Consider the following 26,799-nt stretch of genomic DNA (forward strand, 5'->3'; position numbering starts at 1 on the left):
GAACCCGACATCAGGTTCGTCAGAACCTGCGTCCCCATGTCGAACTTCATCCCACACTCCCCCGCACTCTCGAACGAACACCAGTGTGACCACTACAACCAACATACATCGCATCTGCAACCAGCAACGGCTAACGAGTGTGTTGTGACTTACCCATGACAAACCGCCAGCCGCGAGCACGCTCGGGGACCCCGCGGCACGCATCCGGCGGACGGCCGGTCAGGAGCGGTCCGCCGAGGCCGTCGAGGCGAGGAAGCCCAGGAGGTGGTCGGCGTAGCGATGCGGGGCGGTGAGGTGGGGGACGTGACCCTCGCCGTGCAGGGTCCGCGCCTGCGCCCCGGGCAGCACGCGCGCGAGCCGGTCTACGATCGCGCCGAACCACGCCGGGCTGTCGGTTCCCTTGCTCAGCATGGCCGGGCCGGTGTAGCCGGCGAGCCGGGCGAGGTCCACGGTGTCCCAGTGCGGGTCCCCCTGTTCGTCGGCGGCCGTGGGGGCGTTGGTGACGAACGTCCGGCGGGCCGCGTCCGGCATCCCGTCCCACGCGCCCGGCCCGAACACGACCTCCTCGACGAACCGGCGCGCGCCGACCTCGGATTCGCCCGCGCGCACGTCCGCCATGACGGCGTCGATGGGCGCCTGCGCGTCCCGCATCAGCCGGTCGAGCTCCGGATCGCCGGCGACGACGGCGGTCAGGGGCGGCTCGTGGACGGCGAGGCTGCGCAGCAGTTCGGGGCGGCGGGCGGCGAGGCCGAGCGCGACCGAGCCGCCGAAGGAGCTCGCGGCCACGTGGGCGGGTGCGCCGAGCATCTCGATGAGCGCGGCCAGGTCGTCCTCGTCCTGGGCCCGGGTGCCCTGACCCGGCGGGCGCTCGCTCCGGCTGTGACCGCGGCGGTCGTAGACGAGCACGCGGTGGGCGCGGGTGAGGTGCGGCAGGACGGCGTGCCAGCTGTGGTGGTCGGTCCAGGAGCCGTGGACCAGGACGAGCGGTTCCCCGTCACCCTCGATCTCGTAGAAAAGCTCGACGCCGTTCACCTGAGCCCGTGCCATAACCGGTCCCCCTTGCCCGAGATGCCCTGCCGGCCGCCCCCGCAGAGCCCTGATCATCCTCTCAGACGCGGTTCACCGTCGGGTGGGCGTTGTGACCGAGCAGCACGCGTCCCGCTCGCCGGGGCGCTGGGCGGAGGGACCGCTGCGGTGCGGGGTGTTCGCCGGCGTGGTGGGTGCTGGACGTCGGCGCGCTCGCCCCTGCTGCAGATGCACGCTGTCGCCCCTTCCGGCCGGTCCGGCACAGGCGCCCGGGCCGCAGCCCGCGACGAGAGCCGGCGGGACGAACGGCGCGACTGCAGCGCGCAGTGACCCCATCGGGGTTCGTCGGTGCCGCGCCCTGGGCACGGGTTGCCACCGAGGCCTGGTCCAGGGGCGGGCGTACCCGGACCCGGGACCAGGCCTGGTCCAGGGGCGGGCGTACCCGGACCCGGGCTCGCGTCTGACTGGCCGCACCCATGCGCCCGTTCAGAGGATCCGGCGGTCCTCCGCGGTGATCGGTACGTCGTTGATGCTGGCCTCGCGGCGGCGCATCAGGCCGTCGTCGTCGAACTCCCACTGCTCGTTGCCGTGGCTGCGCCACCACTGGCCGGAGGCATCGTGCCACTCGTACTCGAAGCGGACGGAGATGCGGTTGCCGGTGTGGGCCCACAGCTCCTTGCGCAGCCGGTAGTCGAGTTCGCGCTCCCACTTGTCGGCGAGGAACGCGCGGATTTCGTCGCGGCCGGTCAGGAAGCGGTCGCGGTTCCGCCAGACGGAGTCCTCGGTGTAGGCGAGGGCAATGCGCTCGGGGTCACGGCTGTTCCAGGCGTCCTCGGCGGCCTGGACCTTGGCTCGGGCGGATGCGTCGGTGAAGGGCGGGAGGGGCGGACGGGTCATGGTGCGTGCGTCCTTCCGGAAGGAGAGAGGAGAACGGTCGTTCTCCAGTTCCCGCCCACCCTAGGAGAACGAGCGTTCTCACCGCAAGGGACATCGGGTTACCCTGCCCTCATGGACGACGAAGAGGCACGGACCCGACTGCTGGACGCGGCGGAGGAGCTGTTCTACCGGCACGGCATCCAGGCGGTGGGCATGGACCGCATCCGCACCGCGTCCGGCGTCCCCCTCAAGCGCCTGTACCGGCTCTACCCGGCGAAGGAATCCCTGGTCACGGCCTACCTGGAGCGCCGCGACCGCCGCTGGACGGCGAGCCTGCGCGAGTCGGTGGCGACGTCCGCGCAGCCGCCGGTCCTGGCCGTCTTCGACTGGCTGGCGCGGTGGTTCTCCGAGCCGGACTTCCGCGGCTGCGCGTTCCTCAACGCGTACGGGGAGCTCGGCGCGGCCGCACCGGAGGTCGTCCGCGTCCACAAGGCCGAGCTCCGCGCCCTCCTGGCCGAACTCGTCCCGGCCGCGGCCCCGCCCGCGCTCGCCGACCAGCTGCTGATCCTGGTCGAGGGCGCGACGACGGTGGCCGCCCTGAGCCCCGGCCCGGAGCCGGCCCGCAGGGCGCGCGAGGTCGCGGAGGCCCTCCTGCGGCAGTGACGCAGGTCACTCACGGGGGGCGCGTCCGGCGGTCACATCCGTGCGACGGGATCCGTCAGTGGTGTGTAACCACCGACACGGCAAGCAGCCCCGAGACCAGGAGACCGCCATGGACGCACGACTGAACTTCTACGGAAACGCCGTCGCCACCAAGTTCGCGAAGTACATCAACTCCGCGGGCAAGGTCGTCTCGGACTCGACCCTCCCCGCGGCCACCCAGGAGCTGGTGAAGATCCGGGCCAGCCAGATCAACGGCTGCGGCGCCTGCACCGACATGCACACCAAGGACGCCGCGCACGCCGGGGAGACCGCGCAGCGCCTCCACCTGGTCGCGGCCTGGCGCGAGGCGAAGGTGTTCACCGATGCCGAGCGGGCGGCCCTGGAGCTGACCGAGCAGGGCACGCGCATCGCCGACGCGGCGGGTGGGGTCACGGACGAGGCGTGGGCGAACGCGGCCAAGTACCACGACGAGGACCAGATGGCCGCGCTGGTGTCCCTCATCGCGCTGATCAACACCTACAACCGGATGAACGTGATCATCCAGCAGCCGGCCGGCGACTACCAGCCCGGCCAGTTCGGCTGACCTCTCCCACCGCACGCGTACCCGGGCCGGCGGGCCCCCGGGCCGACGGGCCCCCGGGCCGACGGGCCCCGGGCCGCCGGCCCACACCGGTCTGGGTACGCGTACTCACGACAGGACGCCGGATCCTCCCGACCATGGAGCCAGTCGCCACACACCTGGGGGAACCGATGACCGCCCGCACGCTCGTCCGCCTGACCTTCGCGAACCCCGCTTCGGCGATCTACCTGGGGCTCGTCGGCGTCGCCGTGGCCATCGCAACGGCCGTCACGCTGTTCGCGCCGGACCCCGGCTTCATAGGGGTGCTGCCCGCACTGTTCGCGTTCCCGCTGTTCCTGTTCGTGTCGCTGATCCAGGGGCCGCCGGCGCCCGGGGGTGGCAGCCAGCCCGGGACGTGGCTCTTCCTCGGCGAGCTCGTCCTGTGCGTACTGGCGCAGTCGCTCGTACTGGGAACGATCGTGGAGGCCTCCCGTGGCCGCCTCCGACGGCGGCCGCGCCCTGCCGCGTCCGCGCCGCGGTCCGGCTGACTAGCCGGCGCCGCGCGGGAAGGTGATCTCCACGCGGCGGTTCTTCTTGCGACCCTCTTCGGTGCTGTTGTCGGCGATCGGGTAGTCCTCGCTGTACCCGCGGACGTCGAAGACGACGCCTGGGTTCGTCACGGTCTTGGTCAGCTCGGCGTGCACGGCGTCGGCCCGCTGCTTGGACAGCTCCTTGCCGTGCTCGTAGCTGCCCTGGTCGTCGGTGAAACCGAAGACCCGGATGCGGGTCGCCTTGGACTGGTTGATCTCGTTCCCGATGGCCTGGATCCGGGCGGCCGCCTGGGCGTTGAAGACGGCGCTGTCCTCGGGGAACAGCACCTCGGCCTGCAGGGCCATCATGACGGTCTCGTTGGTCTCCTGCCGCCGCTGCTCGCCGCCGAGGTCTTCGACGACCTCGGCGATGTCCAGCACCTTGACCGGTGCCAGGGTTCCGCCCTGCGGGATCTTCAGCCCGGGCGCGTTGGAGTCGATCGCCACGGGCGCGGCGGCGGACGGCTCCGTGCCGGGGGGCACGGAGGGCTTCACGTCATCGGCGTGTGCGGAGCCGGCCCCGATGACGGACCCTCCGGCGATGACGAGTGCAGAGACTGCGGTGGCGGCGGCTGCGCGATGGCGTGTGGTCATGGGTCACCCAGAGATTTTGACGGTGGCCGTGGCAAAGGTCGGGAGGCTGAATTCCACCTCGCTGGTAGAGCTCGGCGGTGCCGGGAACTGGGCGAAGAACGGGATCACCTGGCCGGGGTCGACGCTGGAGACGCCCGTCGTGCACAGGCACCTGGACTCCGTGTCCCGAAGCACGTAATAGCGCTTCTTACCCACCTTGTCGACCAGTGTCGCGCCGGCGACCGACTCTCCGGTCCCCTTGAGTTCGATGCCGCGCCACGCAACCGTGTCCTTGTAGGACTGGCTGCCCGTGTTCTTCAGCTGCCCGGATACGGTGAGGAAGCCACCCGGATCGCGCCGCACAGAGTTGATCTCCAGCGCCATGCCGGCCTGTCCGTTCAGGGTGGCGATGACTTCGGTCGGCTCCGAGCTCTGGCCCGTGCTCGGAGCTGCGTTCTGGGACGCCGTCCCCTTGGACGGGGCACTCGCGGGCTTCTGCGGCTCAGCCGACTTGCCGTCACCGCCATCACCGCACCCGGCCAACGTGACGGCCATGACCGCCGCACCCGCAACGGCCATGCCCCCGCGGACCCTCACCATGCGCCGAATGCTCATCTATGAACGCTTCCTTGTCTCTCGGTCCCTGTCAGCCGACGAGTCGCACGCTGAACAGCTGTCTGGTCAATGCCTTGAGCGAGCCCGGCTTCATCGGGTCGAGCTTGACCGTCTCCCCACCACAAGCGAAGGTCACTGCCGATGCGTTCGGCGTGGGAGACGGCGATGCCCCACCTGACGGCGCGGTGGGGGTGGGGCTAGGACTGGCGACGCTCGCCAGGTGGCACCTCGGCTTGATCAGGGCCGTGGCCTTCGCCGTCGCATGCATGCCGTTGGTGCCGGGAACCACCGAATCCCCCACAGTTCCGTTCGTCTCCACAGTGACGGTGAACCGGGGGAGGGCGGCCGCACATGTGGCCTTGGCATCGTTCTTCGCTGCGAAGGCCTCTGCCGCCGCGCAGGCTTCGCCGACCTCGAAGAACTCCCCATCGGCGATTTTCTTCCAGACGCCGGCCTCCACCGAAGGAAGATCGAGGCCGAGGAGCACCTTGTCCCTGGCCTCACGACCAGCCGCCAAAGCCGCGGCGTCCGCAGCGCCTTGGGCGTCACTGCGCCTGACCGACGCCTGGCCCACCGCGAAGAACGCGAGCGCGGCGAAGAGCAACCCCGCCACGACCACCACGTAGATCGGAAAGGCCTGCCCCCGGTCACCCCCATACGTGCCGCCGGTGACCATTAGCCGGCTTTGATGTCGGTCACCGCCTGCTTGATGCGCTTGGTGATCTCCGAACCGACGCCGGAGCCCACGATCGCTCCGACGATCACGATCACCACCAGGATGATGCCGAGGTACTCGAAGGCCGTCTGGCCGCGGTCCTGTTGGGCGTGGCGCTTGTGGAGCCTCGTCACGGCCGTGTCCGCCCATCCGTTCACCCTGATCCGCGCCTCCACGGCGGCCTTCAGCAGCGTGTTCTGTGACATGGGGGTTCCCTCCCGGGCCGGTACCGGTGTCGATCTGCGGACGGTACGGCGAGTCACCAGTCGTGACCAAGGGTCCCGGGACCCAATTACGGACCCACTGCGCACTCTGTCTACCCATGACCGGTCACTCCTGGACGGGCGGTTCCCAGCCAGCGGGCTATCGCCTCGCTGCGCGTGGCGCTGCGGAGCTTCGCGAAGATGCGGTTGATGTGGTTCTTGACGGTCTTCTCGCTGATGAAGCAGGTGGCGGCGATCTGCTGATTGCTCATTCCGGACGCGATCAGATCCATGATCTCCACCTCCCGGGAACTCAGCCCGAAGACAACAGAGTTGTGCATCCGCTCGGACGACTGTGCCACATCTCGTTGCGGATGCGAAGAGGCCCTGAGTTCCGTCAGCAGGGCGCTCGCCGCCGTCGGGGTGAAGTGGGGGCGGTTCAGGGGCGCGTCGTGCACGGCCCTGAGCAGCTCGTCCGCAGTGAACTCGCCGTGCACCAGGTAGCCCCCGGCACCCAACAGCAGTGCCTCACGGACGATTTCGGCTTCCCTGCTGTACGTCACCATCAGTACGGGCGCCAGCATCACCAGATGGGGCAGGGCCGAGATCCCGTCCACCCCCGGCATCCGGACGTCCAGCAGGACGACGTCCGGCGCGTGCCGGCGGGTCAGGCTCAGGGCCTCGCGGCCGTCCGCGGCCTGGGCCGTCACCTCGATGTCCACGGCCGCGCCCAGGATGGCCGCGAGGCCCGCCCTGATGACCGGGTTCCCGTCGGCGATGAGCACGCTCAGCCGCGCCATCGCTCAGCCACCCCCGAACAGTGCGCCGAAGTCGACGTTCGCGCCGTAGACGAAGCCGCACACCAGAAGGATGAGCGTGCCCGGCAGCATGAACATCGTCACCGCGAACGTCGCCTTCGGCACGGCCCGGGCCGCTCGCCGCCGGGCGTTCTGGGCGTCCGTACGGCGCATGTCCTCGGCGATCGCGATCAGCGTGTCGACGATCGGGGAGCCCAGCTCCTCGCCCTGCTGGAGGGCCGTCACGAACTGGGCGACCTGTTCGCTGTCGTTGCGCCGCCGCAGCTCGTCGAAGGCCTGCCGACGGCTGACGCCCATGTCCATCTGCTGGAGCGTGATGCGGATCTCGTCCGCCCACGGCCCCTCGTACTTGCCCGCCACCCGGTCCAGCGCCTGCCGGAAGCCCAGCCCCGCGCTCACCACCACGGCGAGGACGTCCAGGAAGTCCGGCAGCGTCCGCTCGATGTGGTCACGGCGGACCCGGATGGCCGACCACAGGCCGACCTCGATCCAGAACAGGCCGAAGGCCACCATCAGCAGGGCCGCGACCAGCTGGCCGTTGACCAGCATGGAGAAGGCGCCCGCGGCGCCCAGGGCCCCGTACACCGCACGCCGGGCCGCGTACCGGTCGATCGTCAGACCCGCCGGATTGCCCGCCATGTCGATCTGCCGGCGCTTGCGCGCCACCCGGTTCGCGCCCATCGCGCGCAGGACCACCGGCGCCCAGCGGATGCCGATGCGGTCGACCAGCGAACCGACGGCCGTCGTACGGGTCGCCCCGACCTCAAGGGCCAGGGCCAGGTCGCTGGGGAGCTTCACGTCCGCCCGGTAGAGGCGGATGCCGTGGAAGGCGCCGAACACCGAAAGGGCCACGGCGAGCGCGAGGAGGAGTGCCGTCATCGTCCCGTCCGCCCCCTCACACGTCGATCTTCGACAGGCGGCGGATGAGGACGAAGCCCAGCGCGAAGAGGCCGAGCGCGACGAGGACCGCCGTCTGCCCGAAGAACGCACCCGTCATCCGGTCCAGCGCACCCGGCATCATCATGTCGACGAGGAGCAGCGAGCCGAGCCCGATCGCCGGGACCAGGTAGGCCGTCACCGTGACCTGGGACAGCTGGGTGCGGATCTCGCGCCGCGTCTCCTTGCGCTGCTCCAGCGTCACCGTCAGGTTGCGCAGGCTGTCCACGATCGCGCCGCCGGCCCGGGCCGACAGGACGAGGGTGGAGACGAGGACGACGAGTTCGCGCGACGGCAGGCGTTCGGTGAGCTCCCCCAGGGACTCCTCGATGGAGTGGCCCACGGCGAGCCGGTCGGCGACCCGCGCGAGTTCCTCGCCCGCCGGTGCTTCCAGTTCCTCCGCCGCGATGCCGATGGCGGTACGCAGGGCCAGCCCGGCCTGGGTGGCGTTGGCGAGGATGCGGGCCAGGTCGGGGAGCTGGTTGATGAAGCGCTCCGTACGCCGTGCCCGCTGCCAGGCCAGGAACGCGTTCGCCGCCCAGACGCCGATGAGTCCGGCCACCGGCCCGAAGAACGGCGCGAGGAGGGACGACGCGATGAGCCAGACGCCCGCGATCGAACCGAGCATGTAGACGAAGAACTCGCCCGGCATGAGGTCCAGGCCGGTGGTCGCCAGCTTCTGCTCGATCCGGCGGCCGAACCGCGTCGTGCGCAGGCGGCGGTCGATCTTGCGGAAACGGCGCACCCGCCCGTGCGGCGCGGGCGCGCCGCTCGCCGAGAGGCGTTCGACGAGGGCGGCGTGCTGGGCGCGCCCGGCCGCGTACGCATGGAGGCCGACGACCGCGAGGACGCAGGCCACCAGCGTGATGCCGAGGGTGAGGAGGATCAGTGGGTTCACAGGCCGGTCCGTGTGATGTGCGGGGTGGTGAGGGGGTCGTCGGGCAGTGCGACGCCGAAGGCCTGCGGGATGGGCTGGTTGTTCATGTAGAGGCGTTCGGCGATGCGGCGCGGCAGCGGGTAGTACTCGAAGAAGCCGTGGACGCGGCCGTCGGGCCCCATGGGCTGGGCGACGAACCGGCAGACCGTGCTGATCCGGAAGGGTTCGCGGCCGTGTGATTCGAGGATGGAGATCTCCGTGATGCGGCGGGAGCCGTCACCGAAGCGCGTCAGCTGGACGATGACGTTGACGGCGCTGTTGATCTGGTCCTGGAGGGCCTCGAAGGGGATCTCGACCTCCGACATGGAGGCCAGGGTCTGCAGGCGGGTGAGGGCGTCCGAGGAGCTGTTGGCGTGCACGGTGGCCAGCGAGCCGTCGTGGCCGGTGGACATGGCCTGCAGCATGTCGAGGGTCTCGCCGCCGCGGACCTCGCCGACGATGATGCGGTCGGGGCGCATGCGCAGGGAGTTGCGTACGAGGTCGCGGATGGTGATCTGGCCCTTGCCCTCCACGTTCGCCGGCCGTGATTCCAGACGGATGACGTGGGCCTGCTGGAGCTGGAGCTCCGCGGAGTCCTCGATGGTGATGATGCGCTCGCCCTCCGGGATCAGGCCGGAGAGGGCGTTGAGGAGGGTGGTCTTGCCCGTGCCGGTGGCGCCGGAGACGATCACGTTCATCTTCGCCTGGACCAGTCCCGACAGCAGCAGGAGCATCTGCTCGTCGAGGGAGCCGAGGGCGATCATCTCGTGCAGGGTGAAGGCGCGCGGGAAGCGGCGGATGGTGAGGGTGGCGCCGGTCAGGGAAAGCGGCGGGATGATGACGTTGACGCGCTCGCCGCTCGGCAGGCGTGCGTCGACCATGGGATTGGCCTCGTCGACGCGGCGGTTGACGGTCGAGACGATGCGCTCGATGGTCTGCATGAGCTGCTCGTGCGAGGCGAAGCGGAGGGGGAGCTGCTCGACGCGGCCGGACCGCTCGACGAAGATCTGGTCGGGGCCGTTGACCATGATCTCGGAGATGGAGGCGTCTTCGAGGAGCGGTTCGAGCACGCCGAGTCCGAGGGCCTCGTCGACGACGCGGCGGATGAGCTGCGCGCGCTCGACGGTGGAGAGGACGGGTCCCTCGCGGCTGATGATGTGCCCGAGTACGCGTTCCAGGCGCGCCCGGCGCTCGGCGGGCGCGAGCGCGGACATCTCGGCGAGGTCGATCTCCTCCAGCAGCTTGGCGCGGTAGGAGGAGACCAGCCGGCCGTCCTCGCGGGGGCTGTGGCGGTCGTCGGGGGTGCTGACCCGGGAACGCAGGCTCATGGTCCGGTCACCTCGGGGTCGTCGTCGGGCATGACTGCCGTGGCTGTGGCGTCGTGCGGGTCCAGCCCGGGGATGATCGAGTGGACGGGGATGGTGGCGACTGCCGTGACGGCGTCGGCCGTCCTGCTCACGACGACGCGCGCGCCGAGACCCTCCCGGACGGCCGCCACCCCCGCCGCCTCTCCCCTGCCCCGGTGCTGCGCCTCGACGCGCGCCGCGGTGCGGGCGGCCGTGTCCGCCTGCTCGTGGACGTACGCGACCCAGCCCAGCTGGATCCCGCACAGTGCGACGAACAGCAGGATCGGTATGAAGCCGATGTACTCCAGGGCCACTTGGCCCCGGTCGGAGCGGATTCGCCGCCTCATGTCACTCGGTCTCCTTCTCCAGCGCGGCGCCGCCGGTGCCGTCGATCTCGCCGAAGTCGAGGCCGGGGAAGAAGACCGGGATGCCGAGGGTGACCTTCGCCCGGTAGATGTCCCCGGACTTCCGGCACTCGGCCTGCGGACCCCAGGCGTCGCCGATGTGTTCCTTCGCCGCCGCCACACACGCGGCGTGCCCGTGCACCGCCCCCGCCCGGGCCGCCTCGTCCGCCGCGTTGCCCGCCAGGGAGAAGGCGTAGCCGATCAGGACGCACTCCCACACCGCCGCCACCAGGAGCAGGATCAGCGGTACCGTGCCGACGAACTCGATCGCCACCTGGCCCCGGTCCCGGTTCCGGTCGTCCCGGGTTCCGCCGGCCCCTCTCCGGGCGGGCATGCGCATCCCTCAGCCCTCCCGGCCGCGGCGCAGGCGGGAGACCGTGCCCGCGGCGCGCAGGGTCAGGGCGCCGCCCGGCGGGCCGGCGGCCGGCGCCGGGGTGTCCGGGGCGGCCAGCAGGCCGAGTTCGCCGGCCAGGGCCCACAGGGCCTGCTTGACCGTCGAGCGGTTGTCGAGGTCCTGGACGCGGCCCGCGTCCACCACGGCCTGGAGTTCCTTGAAGGCGGCCGGGACGGGGGTGCGGGTGGCACGGGTCTTGGTGATCTTCTCGATCAGGGCGGGCTGGATCTCGGTGTGCTTGCTCCAGCGGTTGACGACCATCGCGGTGTCCTCGGCCTTGCGGACCTGGAGCCGCTCCCACAGGCGGACTATGCGCTTGGCGGCCCGTACCGCGATCACGTCGGGCGTGGTGACCAGTACCGCGACGTCCGCCATCTCCACCGCGGCGGCGTTGGCTCCGGTCACCTGGGTCCCGCAGTCGACGACGACGAGCTCGTAGCGGCTGCGCAGGGCGCCGACGATGTGGCGGGCGGCCCGGTCGTCGACCTCCTCGCCGCGTTCGCCGTCGGCCGGGGCCAGCAGCAGCGCGAGCCCGGTGCGGTCCTCGTAGACCGCGTCCTGGAGGACCCGCGGCGAGATGTCCTGGATCCCGGCGAGGTCGGCGAGGGAGCGCCGGAACTGCACGTCGAGGTACGAGCCCACGTCGCCGGCCTGGAGGTCCATGTCGACCAGTGCGGTACGCCGGCCCGAGGCGGCCGCGGCCAGGGCGAACTGGACGGCGGTGAAGGTCGTGCCCACGCCGCCCTTGGCCCCGGTGACCGTGACCACGCGTCCGCCCGGCCCGGTGAAGGTGTCGGCCGCGCCCCTGCCCAGGTGGCGGCGGACGCCCACGGACCACTGCGCGGCGGCCTGGACGCGGGCGGCGAGTTCCTCGTAGGACAGCGGCAGGCCGACGAGACCTCGGGCGCCGGAGTCCATCGCGGCGGAGAAGAGCGCAGGGCCGGCGTCCGAGGAGACCAGGACGACGCCCACCGCCGGGAAGCGGAGGGCGACCTCCCGGATGAGTTCCAGGGCGGGCACCGGGCCGATCCGCTCGTGGACGAGGACCACCTCGGGGAGGTCGTCGAGGGAGTCGACGGCGAGCCGGGCGAGGGTGTCCAGCAGGGTGGTCGAGTCGGGGACGGGCGTGGCGGGCTCCGCCGACGGGAGCTGGCTGAGCAGGGTGGAGAAGATGCGCGCGGCGTCCGGGTCGCCGACCGCGGGGAGGATTCGCGTGGTCATCCGGGCCTCACCTGTCCCCGTCGAGGGTGTACGTACGGTCGCCGGCGGCGGGCGCGGAGTCGGTGCCGGGGGCGACGAGGGCCAGGCGCACGTGCTCCGCGAAGGACTCGGCGTACGCGACGCGCTGGGTGTCCTTGGTGCTGAGGGCGAAGGTGATCGGGACGGCCTCGGAGGGGCCCTTGCGGTCGCCGTCCTTCTCCAGGGCGGTGAGCTTGCCGACGTTCAGGACCCGGGCGTCGGCCACGATGATCACCGAACGGGAGGGTTCGGTGTCCTTGGCGCCCTTGAAGGTGGCGATGATGTTGACCTTGGCGCCGGAGGTGATCTTCCCGGCCACGCCGGTCGCCGCGTCGATCATGATGGCGATCTCCTGCTCACCGGGCTGGAGCTGCGGCCGGTCGACGAACATGTCCGCCTGCAGCAGCGAGCCCTTCTTCAGGGTGGTGAGCGCGATCTTGTCCTTGAGTGCTCCGAGGTCGGTGACGGCGGTGGCGGACAGCCACCGCTCGGGGATCCTGACCTCCTCGAACTGGCCCGCCCCCAGGGGGCTGTACGGCGCTATGTCGGCCTTGGCGCGGTAGGCGACGACCTCGGAGCCGACCTTGGAGTTGACGTCGCCGATCACCACGAGGACTCCGGCGAAGGCCCCCAGGGCGCAGAGGACCGACAGGAGCAGCAGAATGACGCCGCGGCGCTGGCGTGAGTTCATAGGCCGTACTACCTCGCCGTTCTTTCTTCATCCGTACGTTCGGTGGTCGGTCAGGGTCTCGAGCGGCCGGTGCCCGCCGGCGCCGCCGCGGACGGCGGCGGGGCGGCGAGCGGGGCGGCGCAGAAGCCGCAGCGGTCACCGATGAGTTCGAGGCCGCACCAGCGGCACTGCTCGCGGCGGACCGAGGCGACCAGTTGGTAGAGCACGGACAGGTCGGGGATGCCGGCGGTGAACTCGACGAGCTTGGGGGTGCCCCACCAGGCGGGTGAGGCGGCCGGCAGCGGGTTCTCCATGACGCCCTGCACCTGCCAGGCGGGCGCGAGTTCGGCGGCGACCCAGTCGGAGGTGAGCTGGCCGCGCGCGAACGTGAGGTGCGTGGCGAAGTCGGGGCCGGCGGGCAGGACCGCCGCCGCGGCCTGGGCACCGCCCGGGGAGCCGCCCCGGCCCCCGTGCGCCCCGCCGCGTCCGCCGCCGGTGGATCCCAGCCTGGCGAGGTGCGGTCTCGGGTGGGCGAGTACGGCGAACTGTGCGCCCGGCGACCAGGACCGGGCGTGCGCCCCGAGCCCGACGGGCACGCGGACCCGGTCGAGTTTGGCGACCGAGCCGAGCAGGGCGCCGGCGTAGATGTAGTGGGACAGCAGCCGGGCCGCGGAGGCGATGATTCCGGGGCTGAAGTCGCAGACGCTCAGCTGACGCAGCTGACGGGCCAGCAGGGCCGTTCCCAGCGGCGGCAGATCGATGTCGAGCAGCGCGATCCGGTCGGTTTCCAGGATGGCCCGGACGGTGTGCAGCCGCTGGACGGTGGGGCGCGGGAGCCAGGGCGGCACGAGGGCCACGAGGTGGCCGTGCCGTTCCAGCAGGGCGCTGGTGCCGGCGAGCGCGGCCTCCAGATCGTGCTGTTCGGGCGGGTGCAGCAGGGCGGCCCCGGGCGTGTGCCGGTCAGGGGCCGGAAGCACCAGATCGGCGCTGGTGACAGCGATGGCGGTCGGCACGCGAATTCCCCCGTTCCCCCACGTTTCCCCGTACGCCCGGACTCTCGCGCGCTCGACGGGGACGCCTCGCAGCCGCGTCGCGTGCGCGCACCGGTGCGCGACCGCGGACGGCCGTCGTCCATCCCCCCTTGCCCCAGCACCATAACCGCGTCACCCCGGGCAGGTCAGGGGCTTGGTGATTCCCGTGCGTAAGGCAGCGGTCACAGGTGACGGGAAACCCGGACAACAGGGATCGCGCATTGAGCCATTTCAAGCCACTTTGCGAAGACTCTTGACACGAGGATTGGTCTGGACCAACTTGGCAGCGCACGCCGCGAGTCGGCCCCGCCCCGCACGGCCCGGCTCTCCCCTCACCACCCCACCTCCCCCCACGGAGCCCACGTGAACCGCATACGCTCCCTCTCCCTCCCGCTCGCCGTCACCGTCGCCGCCGGGGCGCTGACGGCCCTCGCCACCGGCACCGCGCAGGCCGCGGACGTCAACGTCGCCCGCAACGGCGGCTTCGAGTCGGGTCTGGCCCACTGGTCCTGTTCCGGCGGGAGCGGCGCCGCCGTCTCCTCGCCCGTGTACGCCGGAGCCGGCGCCCTGAAGGCCACACCGGCCGGATCCGACAACGCCCGCTGCAGCCAGACCGTCACGGTCAAGCCGAACTCGACGTACACCCTGAGCACGCAGGTGCAGGGCAGCTACGTCTACCTCGGCGCGACCGGGACCGGCACGCAGGACGTCTCCACCTGGACCCCCGGCTCGGGCGGCGGCTGGCAGAAGCTGTCCACCACCTTCACCACCGGCCCCTCCACCACCCAGGTGACCGTCTACACCCACGGCTGGTACGGCCAGCCGGCCTACGTCGTCGACGACTTCAGCGTCTTCGGCCCGGACGGCGGCGGGGGCACCGACCCCGGCCCGGGCATCCCGGGCGCACCGGCCGGGACCGCCGTTTCCGGCCAGAGCGCGAACGGCCTCACCCTTGCCTGGAACGCCGTCGGCGGAGCGGCCGGCTACCACGTCTACCAGGACGGCAGCCGCGTGCAGACCGTGACCGGGACCTCCGCCGCCATCACCGGGCTGACACCCGCCACCTCGTACTCCTTCCAGGTGAGCGCGTACAACGCGACGGGCGAGGGTCCGAAGTCCGCACCGGTGACCGGGACCACGACCGGCGGCGGCAACCCGGGCAACCCGGCGGTCCCCAAGCACGCCCTGACCGGCTACTGGCAGAACTTCAACAACGGCGCGACCGTCCAGAAGATCTCCGATGTCTCCGCGCAGTACGACATCATCGCCGTCTCCTTCGCCGACGCCACCGCCACGCCCGGCGCCATCACCTTCAACCTCGACTCGGCCGGCCTCGGCGGCTACACGGTCGCCCAGTTCAAGGCCGACATCGCCGCGAAGAAGGCGGCCGGGAAGTCGGTCATCCTCTCCATCGGCGGCGAGAAGGGGACCATCACGGTGAACGACTCGGCCTCCGCGACCAACCTCGCGAACTCCGCGTACGCCCTGATGCAGGAGTACGGCTTCACCGGCATCGACATCGACCTGGAGAACGGCCTCAACCCCACCTACATGACGCAGGCGTTGCGCGCCCTGTCCGCGAAGGCGGGCCCCTCGCTCGTCATCACCATGGCCCCGCAGACGATCGACATGCAGTCCACGCAGGGCGGCTACTTCAAGACGGCGCTCAACATCAAGGACATCCTCACCGTCGTCAACATGCAGTACTACAACAGCGGCTCGATGAACGGCTGCGACGGCAAGGTCTACTCCCAGGGCTCGGTGGACTTCCTCACCGCGCTGGCCTGCATCCAGCTGGAGGGCGGCCTCGACGCCTCCCAGGTGGGCATCGGCGTCCCGGCCTCCCCCAGCGGCGCGGGCAGCGGCTACGTCTCCCCGACCATCGTGAACAACGCCCTGGACTGCCTGACCCGCGGCACGAACTGCGGATCCTTCAAGCCGTCGAAGACCTACCCGGGGCTGCGCGGTGCGATGACCTGGTCCACCAACTGGGACGCCAAGGCGGGTAGTGCTTGGTCGAACTCGGTGGGTCCCAAGGTCCACGGGCTGCCGTAGGCGGTAGACGTGTGGGGGTGGCCGGAACGGTTCGGCCGACGGCCGAGGTCCTTGACCGGGACATGCCACGAGAGGACGCTGAGCGCGTCCGCACGGCTACCCCCACACTCCCCACCCAGGAGAACGCATGCGGCTCCATACCCGTCGGAGGGCCGGCCTGACGGCGGCCCTGCTGGCGCTCGCGCTCGGCGCACCCGCCTACGGCATGAGCGCGACGGCATCGCCACCGCCCAGCCCCTCCACCGCCACCCAGGACGAGGCCATCGTCCAGTACCGGATCCACGGCCCCTCCACCGTCGCCGACCGCACCGCCCTGCTCGGCACGGGTGTCTCGATCGACGAGGTGGACGACCACACGGTCGTGGTCAGCGCCGACACCATGCAGGCCAAGAAGCTGAGGGAGCTCGGCTACAAGCTGACCGCCCTGCCCGGCCCCCCGGACCGCTCGATGCCCGGCATCGCGGCGAGCCCGATGGACTTCCCCTCGGCGGACTCCAAATACCACAACTACGCCGAGGCGACGGCCGAGATCAACCAGCTCGTCGCGCAGTACCCGGCGATCGCGTCCAAGCGGGTGATCGGGAAGTCGTACCAGGGCCGGGACCTCCTCGCCATCAAGATCAGCGACAACGTCGCGACCGACGAGTCCGAGCCCGAGGTGCTCTTCACCGCGCACCAGCACGCCCGCGAACACCTGACCGTCGAGATGGCGCTGTACCTGCTCAAGGAGTTCACCTCCAAGTACGGCACCGACTCCCGGGTGGCCAACGCCGTCAACGGCCGCGAGATCTGGATCGTCCCGGACCTCAACCCGGACGGCGGCGAGTACGACATCGCCACCGGCTCCTACCGCTCCTGGCGCAAGAACCGGCAGCCGAACTCCGGATCCTCCTACGTCGGCACCGACGAGAACCGGAACTGGAACTACAAGTGGGGCTGCTGCGGCGGCTCCAGCAGCAGCAAGAGCTCCGAGACCTACCGGGGCGCGGCCGCCGAGTCGGCGCCCGAGGTGAAGGCCGTCTCGGACTTCGTGCGCAGCCGGGTGGTCGGCGGCAAGCAGCAGATCAAGGCCGCGATCGACTTCCACACCTACAGCGAGCTCGTGCTGTGGCCCTTCGGCTACACCTACAACGACACCGCCCCGGGCCTCACCGCCGACGACCTCGCCGTCTACAAGAAGATCGGCACGAGCATGGCGGCCAGCAACGGCTACACGCCGGAGCAGGCGAGCGACCTGTACATCACGGACGGGACGATCGACGACTGGCTGTGGGGCAACCAGAAGATCTTCTCCTACACCTTCGAGATGTACCCGGAGAGCGGCGGCGGCGGCTTCTACCCGCCGGACGAGGTGATCGACCGCGAGACCGCCCGCAACAAGGACGCGGTGCTCCAGCTGCTGGAGAACGCGGACTGCATGTACCGCTCGATCGGCAAGGAGGCCCAGTACTGCTCGTAGTGGTCGAGGCGGGCACCTGAACCGGGGGCGCCCCGCCGCCAGGGGGCGTCCCCCTCCCCTGCGGCGGGGCGTCCGGCACGCCGTGACGTCCTGCCTGTCAGGGCGTCACGGCGTCACGGCGTCACGGCGTCAACCGAGGACGGCGAGGGCGTCGATCTCGATGAGCAGCCCGTCCGGCAGGCCCACGTACACGGTGGTGCGGGCAGCCGGCGCCTCCTTCAGACCCTGCTCCTCGAAGTAGGCGTTGTAGATGCCGTTCATCTCGGCGAAGTGCGCCGTGTCCGTGAGGTAGACGCGGATCATCATGACGTCGTCCCAGCCGGCGCCGCCGGCCTCCAGGACCGAGCGGACGTTCTCCAGCGTCTGCAGGGTCTGCTCGCGCAGCGTCGGCCCCGCCGGGGTCGGCGGCCGCCCCTCGACGTGCGGGAGGAAACCGACCTGGCCGGCGACCTGCAGGATGTTCCCCTTGCGCACGCCGTGCGAGAACCTCGCGGGCGGGACGGTGTGGGTGGCGGGGGCGATGGCGGTCTTCTCGGTCACGCTGTCTCCTGTACTCCTGAATAGTCCTGGCTGATGGCACCGGCGGTGCGCAGTACCTGCGGCAGCAGTTCGAGCAGCCCCTCCGCCGTGACGACCACGCCGGGCGCTGAGACGGACAGCGCGGCGACGACCCGCCCGTCGGGACCGCGCACGGGCGCGCCCAGACAGTTGATCGATTCCTCGTGGCCGCCGAGGTCGGTGGCCCAGCCCTGCGCGCGCACCAGGTCCAGTTCGCGCAGGAAGGCCTCGGCGTCCGGGGTGGAGCGGGCGGTGTAGCGCGGGTAGTCGATGCGGTGGGCCAGGGCCCGGCGTTCGGCCTCGGGGAGATCGGCGAGGAGCAGCTTGGCGACGGCGGCGACGGTGAGGGGCACGGGCCTTCCGATACGGGAGTACATGCGCACCGGGTAGCGGCTGTCGACCTTGTCGACGTACACGACCTCGTCGTCCTGGTGCAGGGCGAGGTGAACGGTGTGCCCGGTGGCCCGGTTCAGCTCGGCCAGATGGGGGCGGGCGACCTCGCGCACGTCGAGGTTCTCGATGGCCTCGGCGGCGAGCGCGAAGAGCCGTGCGCCCAGGCAGTAGCGGCCGTCGGGGCAGCGGTAGACGAACCCGCGTTCGTTCAGGGTGCGCAGGAGGCGCAGCGCGGTGCTCTTGTGGACGCCGAGCTCGTCGGCGACCGCCCCGAGGCCGGCGGGCCCCCTCGCGAGCAACGGCAGGATGCCGAGTGCCCTTTCCACCGACTGGCTCATCCGCCGTCCCTCCGTGACCCTCGGGGCGAGCCCCGCAGCGGCGCCGAACGGGGCCACGTTGACCCACCGTCACCGGGGATGTTAGACAGCATGCAGTGGCACACGCAACGACCGTTGCAGCCGACGCAACACACCCGGGAGGCATCCGCATGGCCAGCGCCAGCGACCCCGTCAAGGACCTCGCCGACGAGCCGGTGGACCACCGGTTCAAGGGACTCCCCCCGGACGCCCAGACCGACGGCCTCACCGTCGGGCAGCTCGCCGCCCAGCGCCGGGACCTGCACACCGGCGGGTTCACCACCCCCGTCCTGACCCTCGACGCGGACGCGCTGGAACACAACCTCGCCGCCCTCGGCACCTACGCCGCCCGCCACGACCTCGCCTTCGCCCCGCACGGCAAGACCTGCATGGCCCCGCAGCTCTTCCGCCGCCAGCTGGACCACGGCGCGTGGGGCATCACCGTCGCGATGCCCCACCAGGCCCGCGTCTGCCGCGCCTTCGGCATCCGGACGATCTTCCTGGCCAACGAGCTGGTCGACGCTCCCGCCCTCCGCTGGGTCGCCGACGAGCTCGCCGCCGACCCCGGCTTCCGGTTCGTCTGCTACGTCGACTCCGTCCGCGGGGTCGAGCTGATGGACGCCGCCCTGCAGGGCCACGGCGCCACCCTCGACGTCGTCCTCGAGCTCGGTGCCGGCGCCGAGGGGCGCACGGGGATCCGTACCGACGCCGAATGCCAGGCCGTCGCCGAGGCCGTCGCCGCGTCCCCCGCCCTGCGCCTGGCGGGTGTGGCCGGCTACGAGGCCACCATGCCCGGTGCCGACGCCGACACCGTCCGCTCCTGGCTGCGCCGCCTCACCGCGCTCGCCGCCGATCTCGACAAACAGGGCCTCTTCACCGGCACCGGCCTGGACGAGGTCATCGTCAGCGCGGGCGGCAGCGAATGGTTCGACGCCGTCGCCGAGGTCTTCGCCGAGATCCCGCAGCTGTCGCTGCCCGTCCTGCCGCTGCTGCGCTCCGGCGCGTACGTCTCCCACGACCACGGGTGGTACTCGGGCCTGACCCCCTTCAACCGCGTCCCCGAGGAGGGCGGCCTGCTCCCCGCCTTCCGGCTGTGGACCCAGGTCGTCTCCCGGCCCACGCCCGGCCAGGCCTTCGTCAACGCCGGCAAGCGCGACATCGCCTACGACCTCGGCCTGCCCCAGGTACTCGCCGTGCGCAGCGCCCGCGACGGCGTCGAACGCACCGCGACCGGCATCCGGGTGACCAAGCTGTCCGACCAGCACGCCTGGATCGAAACGGACGCCGACGCCACCCCGCTGGAGGTCGGCGACTGGGTCTCCCTCGGCATGGCCCACCCCTGCACCATCTTCGAGAAGTGGCCGCTGATCCCGGTCGTGGAGGACGACGGCACCGTCACCGACTACGTCCGCACCTTCTTCTAGACCCGGCCGTGGACCTGGTCGTCCGGGGTGCCCGCGTCGTCGACGGCACGGGCGGCCCCTCGTACACCGCCGACGTCGGCGTCCACGAAGGCCGGATCGCCGCCGTCGGCAGGCTGTCCGGGGGCCGCGAGACCGTCGACGCGCACGGTCTCGCCCTGGCCCCCGGCTTCGTGGACATGCACGCCCACAGCGACCTGGCCCTGCTCCGCGACCCGGACCACAGCGCGAAGGCCGCGCAGGGCGTGACCCTCGAAGTCCTCGGCCAGGACGGCCTGTCGTACGCTCCCGTCGACGACCGGACCCTCGACGCGGTACGCGCCGCGATCGCCGGCTGGAACGGTCCCGGCGACGACGTCGACTTCGACTGGCGCACGGTCGGCGAGTACCTCGACCGGCTGGACCGCGGCTTCGGCGGCGAGGGCGTGGCCGTCAACGCCGCCTACCTCGTCCCCCAGGGCACCGTCCGCGCCCACGCCGTCGGCTGGGACGACCGCCCGGCGACCGCGGCCGAGCTGGACCGGATGCGGCGGCTCGTCGCCGACGGCCTCGCCCAGGGCGCCGTCGGCATGTCCTCCGGGCTCACCTACACCCCCGGCATGTACGCCTCCGGGACCGAACTGACCGAACTGTGCCGGGTAGTGGCCCACTACGGCGGCTACTACTGCCCCCACCACCGCAGTTACGGCCGTGGCGCCCTCACCGCCTACGCCGAGATGGTGGACCTGACCCGGCGGGCCGGCTGCGCCCTGCACCTCGCGCACGCCACCATGAACTTCGGTGAGAACGAGGGCCGCGCCCCCGAACTGCTCGCCCTCCTCGACGCGGCCCTGGACGGGGGCGCCGACATCACGCTGGACAGCTACCCGTACACCCCCGGCTGCACCACCCTCGTCGCGCTGCTGCCCAGCTGGGCGAACGAGGGCGGCCCGCAGGCGGTCCTCGCCCGGCTGCGCGACGACGATCAGGCCCGGCGGATCCGCCACGTCCTGGAGCAGGAGGGGGCGGACGGCTGCCACGGCGTCCCCGTCGACTGGTCGACGATCGAGATCTCGGGCGTCGCCGATCCCGCGTACGCCGGCCACGTCGGCACCCGCCTGGACGGCTGGGACACCGCCCGCCGGCTCCTGATCGGCGACCGGCTCGCGCCGACGGTCCTGCAGCACGTGGGCCACGAGGAGAACGTCCGGGCGATCATGCGCCACCGCGCCCACACCGGCGGCTCCGACGGCATCCTGCAGGGCGCGAAACCGCACCCGCGGGCCTACGGCACCTTCCCGCACTACCTCGGCCACTACGTCCGTGAACTCGGTCTGCTCTCCTTGGAGGAGTGCGTCGCCCACCTGTCCGGCCGCCCCGCCGCGCGGCTGCGGCTGCCCGACCGGGGCCTGGTCCGCGTGGGACACCGCGCCGACCTCGTCCTCTTCGACCCGGACACGGTCGCGGCCGGCTCCACGTACGAACGGCCCCGCACGCCGCCCGCCGGGATCCCGCACGTCCTGATCGACGGACGGTTCGTGATGCGCGACGGGCGCCGGACCCAGGTGCTGGCCGGGCGGTCGGTGCGCCGAACCGAGCGCGGTCGCCGGTGAATCCGGCACCTACGATGGCGCCATGGTCGCCTTCGCCCTCGCCGCCCTGCTCTTCCTCGCGTTCTGCATAAGCGTCCGGCAGGACCGGCGCCGCTTCAGCAATGCCGTGCTCCTGGGACTGACCTTCCTCACCGCCTTTTCGGCCCTCTTCCTCCAAGTGGCCAAGCTGCCCCTCTGGGCCGCGGTCACGGTCTCCGTACTCGCCTTCGCCTCCCCCGCGTTGGGCATCCTGGCGCTGGGCGTCTTCCTCGTCCGCAACGGCATGACCATGATCCGCAAGGAGGGCTTCCGCCCGGCCAACCTGCTGTCGATGCTGGCGGGCCTCGCGATCTTCGCCCTGATCGCCCTGCTGATCCTGGTCGCCGTGGTCGGCTCCCCCGTCCTGGGCGGCATCGCGGGCACCCTCACCGTCGTCGCCGGCTACGTCTCCTTCGTCTTCTTCTGCTTCCTCGGCTACGCCTTCTTCTACGGCCGGATCAAGGTGCGCGGCGACGTCCACCACGTGGTCATGCTGGGCTCGGGCCTGGTCGGCGGGGACCGTGTGCCGCCGCTGCTGGCGTCGCGCCTGCGCAAGGGGCAGCAGATCTACGAGAGCCAGCTGGCCCGGAGCGGCAGGCCGCCGGTGCTGCTCGTCTCGGGCGGCAAGGGCTCGGACGAGAAGGTCGCGGAGGCCCGGGCGATGGCGGACTGGCTGATCGCGGAGGGCGTTCCGGCGGAGCACATCGTGCTGGAGGACCGGTCCACGACGACCGAGGAGAACATGCGCTTCAGCCGGGAGATCATGGAGGCGCACGATCCGGCCTACCGGTGCGTGGTGGTCACCAACAACTTCCACGCCTTCCGGGCCGCGATGCTGGCGCGCAAGACCGGCGTCAACGGGCAGGTACTGGGCTCCCCCACCGCGAAGTACTACTGGCCGAGCGCCACCATCCGGGAGTTCGTCGCGGTCTTCTGGGAACACCGGACGGTGAACCTGGTGATCTGCGGCCTGCTGGCCGTCTTCGGTGCGCTCGGCACACTGGCCGCGGTCCTCGTCTGACACCCGGAGGCGAACGGGAAACGGGCGAGGTGCCGTGACTCCCCCCTTGGCAGTCACGGCACCGGTTCCCGGCTTCGCGCGGTCCGCCGGTCCGTCAGACCCGCTGCCAGAGCGCCGGGACGTTCGGCGGCTCCCAGCCGGGCTGCGCCTGGTGCCCCTGGATGCAGCGGTAGGTCGAGCCGCCGTACGTGACGGTGGCACCGGCCGCGTAGACGGTTCCGGCCTTCCAGGTGCCGCCCGGCTCGGGCTCACCGGGACCGGGGCCGGGGCCCGGGTCGGATCCCGTGACCTTCAGGGTCAGCCCGTACGCCGACAGGATCGGGTTCAGCGGCTGGAAGAAGGTCGTTCCGCCGCTGGAGCAGTTGCCGGAGCCGCCCGAGGTCACGCCCTGGGCCTGGCTCCCGGAGATGTAGGAGCCGCCGGAGTCGCCCGGTTCGGCACAGACCGTCGTACGGGTCACGCCGGAGATGGTGCCCTCGGGGTAGGTGACGCTGGTGTTGTGCTGCTGGATCGTGCCGCAGTGCCATCCGGTGGTCGAGCCGGACCGGCACACCGAGGCCCCGACCGGCTGCAGCACCGAGCCGGCGACCTGCACGTTCGCGCCCCCGCTGCCCTTCACGTACGGGGTCGAGGTCCAGCTGGTGTTCGCGGCCACCCAGGCCATGTCGTTGCCGGGGAAGACGGACGCCTGGAAGGAGCCCTGGGCGACCTGGTTGAACCCGGTGGTGGTGGTCCCGGCGCGCCCGCAGTGCCCGGCGGTGGCGAAGCCGTTCACGGTCCCCTTGGTCACGGGGAAGCCGACCGAGCAGCGGCCGCTGCCGTTCATGTAGTACGCGTCGCCGCCGCGCAGGTCGTACAGGGGACGCGGGGGCTCAGCCGTGCGGACCACCGTGACCAGCACCGGGTCGGTGCCGGTCGCGGAGAGCAGCCGGGCGGCCGCGCCCGCCTCGGTCTCCTCGACGACGAGGGTGTTGGAGCGCGGGTCGACGTAGCGGACGGGGGTCGCGGCGCCGGCGGCCCGGTCCAGCGCGGCCTTGACGCCGTCGAGGTCGGCCAGGGTACGGCTGACCAGCTTCGCGCGGGCGCCGGTGGCCCGTATCGCGGCGGCGTCGGCGGCCCGGGTGGTCGCCACGGTGAGCACGGCGGCGTCGGCACCGTCCACCCAGGCCCCGGCGAAGGCGGCGCCGAGCCGGTCCCGGAGGCGGGCGGCGGTGGCACCGGCCTCGGCCTCGTGCACGAGACGCGCCTTGGCCTGCGTGGGGGTCAGGCCGAGGTCGCGCTGCATGGCGGCCAGCAGCTCGGGGGACGCGTCGGAGGTGCGGAGGGTGGCTGCCGCCGAGGGCACTGCGGGGGCGGGGTCGGCGATGGCGCCGCCCGTCCCGGCCAGCAGCAGCCCGGCGGCGGCCAGGGCGGTACACGCCGCGCGGGCGTGTCGCTTGAGCATGGGGGATCTCCTCGGTTTCCGGTGGGGGGTCTGCGGAAACCGTAGAAATCCGAACCAGCCCGCGGGAGCTGCCGGTTGGCCCCTCTCCCGGTGTTATGCCCACGGCCGCGCTGCGGCCGACGTGCGTTCATGGGGCGGCGGCCGGAGTATGGGGCCAGGGGACGACGTAGGAGGTACGCGATGGTCAGTGAACCCGACGAGCAGCCCACGCGGTCGGACCGGCTCTTCACGGGCGGGGAACGACCGTACGACCCCGAGGACCTCGTGATGGCGACAGGCCACGACCCGACTCCGGAGCGGGTCGAGAAGGCCCGGAAGCTGATCGAGAAGGAGGGTCCGCAGGTCATCGAGCGCTACCTGCCGTAGCCACTGCAGGTGGCCCGAGGGCTGCCCCACTCCGCCCCCGGCCCCGCCGGGGGCACCCCCACGCCCCGCCGCCGTCCGAGGCGGGGCCCGGGGCGGAACCCCGACCTTCCAGCTCCGCCGCACATCCCGGCCCCGCCGGCGTTTCAGGGGCGGGAGGGGCGGGATCAGGGGCGGGAGGGGCAGGATCAGGGGCGGAGCCCCGATCTTTCGGCCGCAGCGCGGCTAAGCCGCGGGCGACCGCACCGCAGCCGCCCGCAGGGCCACCGCTCCGGCCTCGGCGGCCGACCGCCCCAGCGCCTCCGCATGCGCGGCCCTCGCATGGTCCAGCACCCCCGCGGCCCGGGCAGCGACCCGCGCGGCGGGATGCCACCCCAGTACGTGCCGCCACACCAGCGGGGTCCCGGCGAGCGGCCGGATGACCACCCCCGGGGTCGCCGGGAAGGTGGCCCGGCACAACCCCACGGCCCGCCCCACCTGCACCAGGTGCACGCACGAGGCGGTGTCGGTCTCGTAGACGCAGGCGGGCGCGAACCCCGACCGCACGCACGCCGCGGCGAAGCAGTCGCCGAAACACCCGTCGCCGGGGACGTCCGTCCACGCCTCGGCGGCCAGCTCGGCCAGCTCGATCTCCTCGCGCGGGCCCCGGGCCAGGGCCAGCGGGTGGTCCTCGGCGAGCATCACGTGCACCGGGTCACGGGCCACCTCCATCCAGGCGAGCCGCCCCGGTTCGGGCGGCGCGCTCTCCCCGCAGACCCCGACCAGCGCGAAGTCCAGGCGGCCGTCGGCGACACTCCCGGCCACCTCCTTCTCCGACCAGGACGTGTAGGTCGTCACCGGCACCACCGGCTCCTCGCGGGCGAGCCGGTCCACGAGACCGCCGAGCAGCGGACCGTGCGTTCCGCCCAGCCGGTAGCCGTGCGCCCCCTGCCGGGCGAACCGCTGGGCCTCCTCCTGGAGCTCGCACACCGCGGGCAGCAGCACTCTCGCCCGTTCCAGCACCAGTTCCCCGAGCGCGGTGGCCCGTACGCCCTCCCGCCCGCGCACGAACAGCGTGCCGCCCAGCGCCCGCTCGACCCGCTTCAGCTGCGCACTGAGCGCGGGCTGCGCCAGACCGAGGGCAGTGGCGGCCCGGGTCAGGCTCCCGGCATCGGCGACGGCCCTGACGATCTTGAGATGCCTCAGCTCCAGATCCATACGAAGAGCTTGGTCCAGACCTATAGACGTGCGCTACGGGTCGTACGCATCCAGAATCGTTAATGCTCGTTAGCCGCCAGGGGGCCACAACCCTAAGGACAGGTAAATGCACACACTCGAAGTCGACTGGGACCACCCCACGGACCCGCGACCCGGCCCACGGCTCGACCACGTCCGCGCCTACGTGAGCACCGCCGGCGCCGACGGGCACCTCTGGCACGGAGTCCCCACGCTGCTGCTGACCACGCTCGACCGCGCCACCGGCAACACGGTACGCACTCCGCTGATCTACGGCGAGGACGCCGGCCGGTTCCTCGTCGTGGCTTCCGCCGACGGCGCCCCGGACCACCCCCGCTGGTACCGCAACCTCACCGCCCACCCGGAGGTCCGCCTCCAGGTCGGCGCCGCCACCGTCGAGGCGACGGCGCACACGGCGACCGCGACGGAACGGGAGGTGTACTGGGAGATGATGACCGCCCTGTGGCCGCCCTTCGAGGACGACCAGGCGGCCGCCCGCCCCCGCGAGATCCCCCTGGTGATCCTGGAACGCCTCCCCGGCCACTGAGCCGGCCGGCCCGCCCGGCCCCTGCCGGAGCGGGCAGGCGGCGGCTCACCCCCGGTCGTAGACGGTCACGTCCACGCCGCGCTCGCACAGCGCGCCGGTGATGAGCGGCTCGACCCGCGCCCAGGAACCGCCCGCGAGCCCGCAGCCGATCCTCGGCATGTGCACGCTCGCCCCCAGCTCGACGGCATGCCCGGCGAGCACGGCCAGACAGCGCTCCAGGGCGTCGTAGCGGATCGGCGGCCCCCCGCTCCCGGTGCGCACGCCGCGCTGCCCGACCATGTTCGCCACCCACACGTCGGGCTTCACCCGCACCAACTGCACGGCGCCCAACCCGAAGTCGTTCCCGCTGCGCCCCCGGTGCCAGGCCCGGTACGCAGCCTCCGGCTCCGTCCACCGCTTCGAAACGGCCAGCACGAAGCCCTTCCCCCACCCGCCGATGTCGTTGCAGACATGGGCGATGACCTTCGGCCCCTTGGCCTGCGGACTCGTCGCGTCCCCGGCAATGATCCTCAGCGCCTTCACCCACCCGACGCTACGCCGCCCCACCGACAACGGGGCGGGGCGGGAACAGGACGGGGACGGAGGACGCGGGACAGGGACGGGGGACGCGGGACGGGGACGGGGGACGGGGGACGTAAGGCGCGGCGGTGGTGCGGGTGCGGGAGCCGGAAGGCGTGGCGGTGGTGCGGGGGCGGGAGCCGGAAGGCGCGGCGGTGGTGCGGGGGCTGTCTCTTATACACATCTCCGAGCCCACGAGACAAGAGGCAATCTCGTATGCCGTCT

Annotated in this window: 30 protein-coding genes and 1 pseudogene; 10 read left to right on the forward strand and 21 right to left on the reverse strand. The window is 71.9% G+C overall.

The genetic code is table 11. The features are described 5' to 3' along the window. Nucleotides 1-219 precede the first annotated feature (219 nt). Both IH80_RS0134210 and IH80_RS0134215 read right to left on the reverse strand, forming a co-directional pair. Nucleotides 220-1,047: an alpha/beta fold hydrolase gene (locus tag IH80_RS0134210; RefSeq protein ID WP_030965648.1), complete on the reverse strand. Its 828-nt coding sequence runs from the start codon at nucleotides 1,045-1,047 to the stop codon at nucleotides 220-222. Between the two features lie 465 nt (nucleotides 1,048-1,512). Further along, complete coding sequence (locus IH80_RS0134215; RefSeq protein ID WP_030965649.1) at nucleotides 1,513-1,923, reverse strand: nuclear transport factor 2 family protein; 411 nt, start codon at nucleotides 1,921-1,923, stop codon at nucleotides 1,513-1,515. A 111-nt stretch (nucleotides 1,924-2,034) separates the two neighbouring features. On the opposite strand from IH80_RS0134215, the gene IH80_RS0134220 reads away from it, so the two are divergent. From IH80_RS0134220 to IH80_RS0134230, 3 genes are all read left to right on the forward strand, one after another. Next, nucleotides 2,035-2,565: a TetR/AcrR family transcriptional regulator gene (locus IH80_RS0134220; RefSeq protein ID WP_030965650.1), complete on the forward strand. Its 531-nt coding sequence runs from the start codon at nucleotides 2,035-2,037 to the stop codon at nucleotides 2,563-2,565. A 109-nt stretch (nucleotides 2,566-2,674) separates the two neighbouring features. Further along, complete coding sequence (locus IH80_RS0134225) at nucleotides 2,675-3,148, forward strand: carboxymuconolactone decarboxylase family protein (protein ID WP_030965651.1); 474 nt, start codon at nucleotides 2,675-2,677, stop codon at nucleotides 3,146-3,148. 134 nt (nucleotides 3,149-3,282) lie between these two features. Next, nucleotides 3,283-3,672 (forward strand): SCO4225 family membrane protein, encoded by a 390-nt coding sequence (locus tag IH80_RS0134230; RefSeq protein ID WP_051810242.1) that lies wholly within the window; start codon nucleotides 3,283-3,285, stop codon nucleotides 3,670-3,672. Here the strand turns inward: IH80_RS0134230 and IH80_RS0134235 are convergent, their stop codons facing one another. The 13 genes from IH80_RS0134235 to IH80_RS0134295 form a co-directional block, all read right to left on the reverse strand. Next, nucleotides 3,673-4,308: an OmpA family protein gene (locus tag IH80_RS0134235; protein ID WP_030965653.1), complete on the reverse strand. Its 636-nt coding sequence runs from the start codon at nucleotides 4,306-4,308 to the stop codon at nucleotides 3,673-3,675. Between the two features lie 3 nt (nucleotides 4,309-4,311). After that, on the reverse strand, nucleotides 4,312-4,902 hold the full coding sequence (locus IH80_RS0134240; RefSeq protein WP_030965655.1) for a hypothetical protein: 591 nt from the start codon (nucleotides 4,900-4,902) through the stop codon (nucleotides 4,312-4,314). A 31-nt stretch (nucleotides 4,903-4,933) separates the two neighbouring features. Beyond that, entirely contained in the window at nucleotides 4,934-5,578 is a 645-nt protein-coding gene (locus IH80_RS0134245) for a pilus assembly protein TadG-related protein (RefSeq protein ID WP_030965656.1), read from the reverse strand. Further along, complete coding sequence (locus IH80_RS0134250; RefSeq protein ID WP_030965657.1) at nucleotides 5,578-5,823, reverse strand: hypothetical protein; 246 nt, start codon at nucleotides 5,821-5,823, stop codon at nucleotides 5,578-5,580. Before IH80_RS0134250 ends, IH80_RS0134245 begins: the two co-directional genes overlap by 1 nt. A gap of 110 nt (nucleotides 5,824-5,933) precedes the next feature. Further along, nucleotides 5,934-6,620, reverse strand: a complete 687-nt coding sequence (locus IH80_RS0134255; RefSeq protein ID WP_030965659.1) for a response regulator — start codon at nucleotides 6,618-6,620, stop codon at nucleotides 5,934-5,936. Nucleotides 6,621-6,623: 3 nt separating this feature from the next. Then, complete coding sequence (locus IH80_RS0134260) at nucleotides 6,624-7,517, reverse strand: DUF5936 domain-containing protein (protein ID WP_030965660.1); 894 nt, start codon at nucleotides 7,515-7,517, stop codon at nucleotides 6,624-6,626. Nucleotides 7,518-7,533: 16 nt separating this feature from the next. Continuing rightward, a complete protein-coding gene (locus IH80_RS0134265) occupies nucleotides 7,534-8,472 on the reverse strand; it encodes a type II secretion system F family protein (protein ID WP_030965661.1) in 939 nt (312 codons plus the stop codon). Beyond that, complete coding sequence (locus tag IH80_RS0134270; protein ID WP_030965663.1) at nucleotides 8,469-9,818, reverse strand: CpaF family protein; 1,350 nt, start codon at nucleotides 9,816-9,818, stop codon at nucleotides 8,469-8,471. Before IH80_RS0134270 ends, IH80_RS0134265 begins: the two co-directional genes overlap by 4 nt. Then, entirely contained in the window at nucleotides 9,815-10,183 is a 369-nt protein-coding gene (locus IH80_RS0134275; RefSeq protein ID WP_030965664.1) for a TadE/TadG family type IV pilus assembly protein, read from the reverse strand. The genes IH80_RS0134270 and IH80_RS0134275 overlap by 4 nt, the downstream gene beginning before the upstream one ends. A gap of 1 nt (nucleotide 10,184) precedes the next feature. Next, nucleotides 10,185-10,574, reverse strand: a complete 390-nt coding sequence (locus tag IH80_RS0134280) for a TadE/TadG family type IV pilus assembly protein (protein ID WP_030965665.1) — start codon at nucleotides 10,572-10,574, stop codon at nucleotides 10,185-10,187. A gap of 9 nt (nucleotides 10,575-10,583) precedes the next feature. Continuing rightward, nucleotides 10,584-11,855 carry an AAA family ATPase gene (locus tag IH80_RS0134285; RefSeq protein WP_030965667.1) on the reverse strand — a complete coding sequence of 424 codons (1,272 nt, stop codon included), beginning with the start codon at nucleotides 11,853-11,855 and terminating at the stop codon, nucleotides 10,584-10,586. 7 nt (nucleotides 11,856-11,862) lie between these two features. Further along, nucleotides 11,863-12,564: a Flp pilus assembly protein CpaB gene (cpaB, locus tag IH80_RS0134290; protein WP_030965668.1), complete on the reverse strand. Its 702-nt coding sequence runs from the start codon at nucleotides 12,562-12,564 to the stop codon at nucleotides 11,863-11,865. A gap of 50 nt (nucleotides 12,565-12,614) precedes the next feature. Next, entirely contained in the window at nucleotides 12,615-13,556 is a 942-nt protein-coding gene (locus tag IH80_RS0134295; protein WP_030965669.1) for a hypothetical protein, read from the reverse strand. A gap of 381 nt (nucleotides 13,557-13,937) precedes the next feature. On the opposite strand from IH80_RS0134295, the gene IH80_RS0134300 reads away from it, so the two are divergent. After that, nucleotides 13,938-15,629: a chitinase gene (locus tag IH80_RS0134300; protein ID WP_030965671.1), complete on the forward strand. Its 1,692-nt coding sequence runs from the start codon at nucleotides 13,938-13,940 to the stop codon at nucleotides 15,627-15,629. Nucleotides 15,630-15,756: 127 nt separating this feature from the next. Further along, complete coding sequence (locus IH80_RS0134305) at nucleotides 15,757-17,088, forward strand: M14 family metallopeptidase (protein ID WP_030965672.1); 1,332 nt, start codon at nucleotides 15,757-15,759, stop codon at nucleotides 17,086-17,088. Nucleotides 17,089-17,217: 129 nt separating this feature from the next. Here IH80_RS0134305 and IH80_RS0134310 read toward each other — a convergent pair whose 3' ends face one another. Both IH80_RS0134310 and IH80_RS0134315 read right to left on the reverse strand, forming a co-directional pair. After that, a complete protein-coding gene (locus IH80_RS0134310; RefSeq protein ID WP_030965673.1) occupies nucleotides 17,218-17,628 on the reverse strand; it encodes a RidA family protein in 411 nt (136 codons plus the stop codon). After that, the gene (locus IH80_RS0134315) at nucleotides 17,625-18,377 is read right to left on the reverse strand and encodes an IclR family transcriptional regulator (RefSeq protein WP_030965674.1); all 753 of its coding nucleotides are present in this window, start codon (nucleotides 18,375-18,377) and stop codon (nucleotides 17,625-17,627) included. Before IH80_RS0134315 ends, IH80_RS0134310 begins: the two co-directional genes overlap by 4 nt. Nucleotides 18,378-18,526: 149 nt before the next feature. Between IH80_RS0134315 and IH80_RS0134320 the strand changes: the two genes are divergently transcribed. From IH80_RS0134320 to IH80_RS0134330, 3 genes are read left to right on the forward strand one after another with little or no spacing between them, the layout of a single operon-like run. Continuing rightward, nucleotides 18,527-19,819, forward strand: a complete 1,293-nt coding sequence (locus tag IH80_RS0134320) for an amino acid deaminase (RefSeq protein ID WP_030965675.1) — start codon at nucleotides 18,527-18,529, stop codon at nucleotides 19,817-19,819. A gap of 8 nt (nucleotides 19,820-19,827) precedes the next feature. Next, nucleotides 19,828-21,408: an N-acyl-D-amino-acid deacylase family protein gene (locus IH80_RS0134325; protein WP_030965676.1), complete on the forward strand. Its 1,581-nt coding sequence runs from the start codon at nucleotides 19,828-19,830 to the stop codon at nucleotides 21,406-21,408. Between the two features lie 22 nt (nucleotides 21,409-21,430). Further along, complete coding sequence (locus IH80_RS0134330; protein WP_030965678.1) at nucleotides 21,431-22,447, forward strand: YdcF family protein; 1,017 nt, start codon at nucleotides 21,431-21,433, stop codon at nucleotides 22,445-22,447. Between the two features lie 94 nt (nucleotides 22,448-22,541). Here IH80_RS0134330 and IH80_RS0134335 read toward each other — a convergent pair whose 3' ends face one another. Next, nucleotides 22,542-23,891, reverse strand: coding sequence for a carbohydrate-binding protein (locus IH80_RS0134335; RefSeq protein WP_030965679.1), 1,350 nt, complete (start codon nucleotides 23,889-23,891; stop codon nucleotides 22,542-22,544). Between the two features lie 180 nt (nucleotides 23,892-24,071). Between IH80_RS0134335 and IH80_RS0134340 the strand changes: the two genes are divergently transcribed. Further along, on the forward strand, nucleotides 24,072-24,257 hold the full coding sequence (locus IH80_RS0134340) for a hypothetical protein (protein ID WP_030034983.1): 186 nt from the start codon (nucleotides 24,072-24,074) through the stop codon (nucleotides 24,255-24,257). A gap of 222 nt (nucleotides 24,258-24,479) precedes the next feature. On the opposite strand, the gene IH80_RS0134345 is transcribed toward IH80_RS0134340, so the two are convergent. Next, nucleotides 24,480-25,451, reverse strand: a complete 972-nt coding sequence (locus IH80_RS0134345) for a LysR family transcriptional regulator (protein ID WP_037881966.1) — start codon at nucleotides 25,449-25,451, stop codon at nucleotides 24,480-24,482. A 106-nt stretch (nucleotides 25,452-25,557) separates the two neighbouring features. Here IH80_RS0134345 and IH80_RS0134350 point away from each other — a divergent pair, with 106 nt between their 5' ends. Further along, on the forward strand, nucleotides 25,558-26,016 hold the full coding sequence (locus IH80_RS0134350) for a nitroreductase/quinone reductase family protein (RefSeq protein WP_051810244.1): 459 nt from the start codon (nucleotides 25,558-25,560) through the stop codon (nucleotides 26,014-26,016). A 45-nt stretch (nucleotides 26,017-26,061) separates the two neighbouring features. Here IH80_RS0134350 and IH80_RS0134355 read toward each other — a convergent pair whose 3' ends face one another. Beyond that, entirely contained in the window at nucleotides 26,062-26,538 is a 477-nt protein-coding gene (locus tag IH80_RS0134355) for a macro domain-containing protein (RefSeq protein ID WP_030965682.1), read from the reverse strand. Between the two features lie 10 nt (nucleotides 26,539-26,548). Beyond that, nucleotides 26,549-26,799: pseudogene (locus tag IH80_RS46515) on the reverse strand (hypothetical protein); the annotation flags it as partial.

This window comes from Streptomyces sp. NRRL S-378 (assembly GCF_000720645.1).
Classification (GTDB): domain Bacteria; phylum Actinomycetota; class Actinomycetes; order Streptomycetales; family Streptomycetaceae; genus Streptomyces.

What these genes read in the sequence shown, in the direction of transcription:
- IH80_RS0134210 (WP_030965648.1), bottom strand. Translation starts at nt 1,047, where the DNA reads ATGGCACGGGCTCAGGTGAACGGCGTCGAGCTTTTCTACGAGATCGAG.
- IH80_RS0134215 (WP_030965649.1), bottom strand. Translation starts at nt 1,923, where the DNA reads ATGACCCGTCCGCCCCTCCCGCCCTTCACCGACGCATCCGCCCGAGCC.
- IH80_RS0134220 (WP_030965650.1), top strand. Translation starts at nt 2,035, where the DNA reads ATGGACGACGAAGAGGCACGGACCCGACTGCTGGACGCGGCGGAGGAG.
- IH80_RS0134225 (WP_030965651.1), top strand. Translation starts at nt 2,675, where the DNA reads ATGGACGCACGACTGAACTTCTACGGAAACGCCGTCGCCACCAAGTTC.
- IH80_RS0134230 (WP_051810242.1), top strand. Translation starts at nt 3,283, where the DNA reads ATGGAGCCAGTCGCCACACACCTGGGGGAACCGATGACCGCCCGCACG.
- IH80_RS0134235 (WP_030965653.1), bottom strand. Translation starts at nt 4,308, where the DNA reads ATGACCACACGCCATCGCGCAGCCGCCGCCACCGCAGTCTCTGCACTC.
- IH80_RS0134240 (WP_030965655.1), bottom strand. Translation starts at nt 4,902, where the DNA reads ATGAGCATTCGGCGCATGGTGAGGGTCCGCGGGGGCATGGCCGTTGCG.
- IH80_RS0134245 (WP_030965656.1), bottom strand. Translation starts at nt 5,578, where the DNA reads ATGGTCACCGGCGGCACGTATGGGGGTGACCGGGGGCAGGCCTTTCCG.
- IH80_RS0134250 (WP_030965657.1), bottom strand. Translation starts at nt 5,823, where the DNA reads ATGTCACAGAACACGCTGCTGAAGGCCGCCGTGGAGGCGCGGATCAGG.
- IH80_RS0134255 (WP_030965659.1), bottom strand. Translation starts at nt 6,620, where the DNA reads ATGGCGCGGCTGAGCGTGCTCATCGCCGACGGGAACCCGGTCATCAGG.
- IH80_RS0134260 (WP_030965660.1), bottom strand. Translation starts at nt 7,517, where the DNA reads ATGACGGCACTCCTCCTCGCGCTCGCCGTGGCCCTTTCGGTGTTCGGC.
- IH80_RS0134270 (WP_030965663.1), bottom strand. Translation starts at nt 9,818, where the DNA reads ATGAGCCTGCGTTCCCGGGTCAGCACCCCCGACGACCGCCACAGCCCC.
- IH80_RS0134275 (WP_030965664.1), bottom strand. Translation starts at nt 10,183, where the DNA reads ATGAGGCGGCGAATCCGCTCCGACCGGGGCCAAGTGGCCCTGGAGTAC.
- IH80_RS0134280 (WP_030965665.1), bottom strand. Translation starts at nt 10,574, where the DNA reads ATGCCCGCCCGGAGAGGGGCCGGCGGAACCCGGGACGACCGGAACCGG.
- IH80_RS0134285 (WP_030965667.1), bottom strand. Translation starts at nt 11,855, where the DNA reads ATGACCACGCGAATCCTCCCCGCGGTCGGCGACCCGGACGCCGCGCGC.
- cpaB (WP_030965668.1), bottom strand. Translation starts at nt 12,564, where the DNA reads ATGAACTCACGCCAGCGCCGCGGCGTCATTCTGCTGCTCCTGTCGGTC.
- IH80_RS0134305 (WP_030965672.1), top strand. Translation starts at nt 15,757, where the DNA reads ATGCGGCTCCATACCCGTCGGAGGGCCGGCCTGACGGCGGCCCTGCTG.
- IH80_RS0134315 (WP_030965674.1), bottom strand. Translation starts at nt 18,377, where the DNA reads ATGAGCCAGTCGGTGGAAAGGGCACTCGGCATCCTGCCGTTGCTCGCG.
- IH80_RS0134320 (WP_030965675.1), top strand. Translation starts at nt 18,527, where the DNA reads ATGGCCAGCGCCAGCGACCCCGTCAAGGACCTCGCCGACGAGCCGGTG.
- IH80_RS0134330 (WP_030965678.1), top strand. Translation starts at nt 21,431, where the DNA reads ATGGTCGCCTTCGCCCTCGCCGCCCTGCTCTTCCTCGCGTTCTGCATA.
- IH80_RS0134335 (WP_030965679.1), bottom strand. Translation starts at nt 23,891, where the DNA reads ATGCTCAAGCGACACGCCCGCGCGGCGTGTACCGCCCTGGCCGCCGCC.
- IH80_RS0134340 (WP_030034983.1), top strand. Translation starts at nt 24,072, where the DNA reads ATGGTCAGTGAACCCGACGAGCAGCCCACGCGGTCGGACCGGCTCTTC.
- IH80_RS0134345 (WP_037881966.1), bottom strand. Translation starts at nt 25,451, where the DNA reads ATGGATCTGGAGCTGAGGCATCTCAAGATCGTCAGGGCCGTCGCCGAT.
- IH80_RS0134350 (WP_051810244.1), top strand. Translation starts at nt 25,558, where the DNA reads ATGCACACACTCGAAGTCGACTGGGACCACCCCACGGACCCGCGACCC.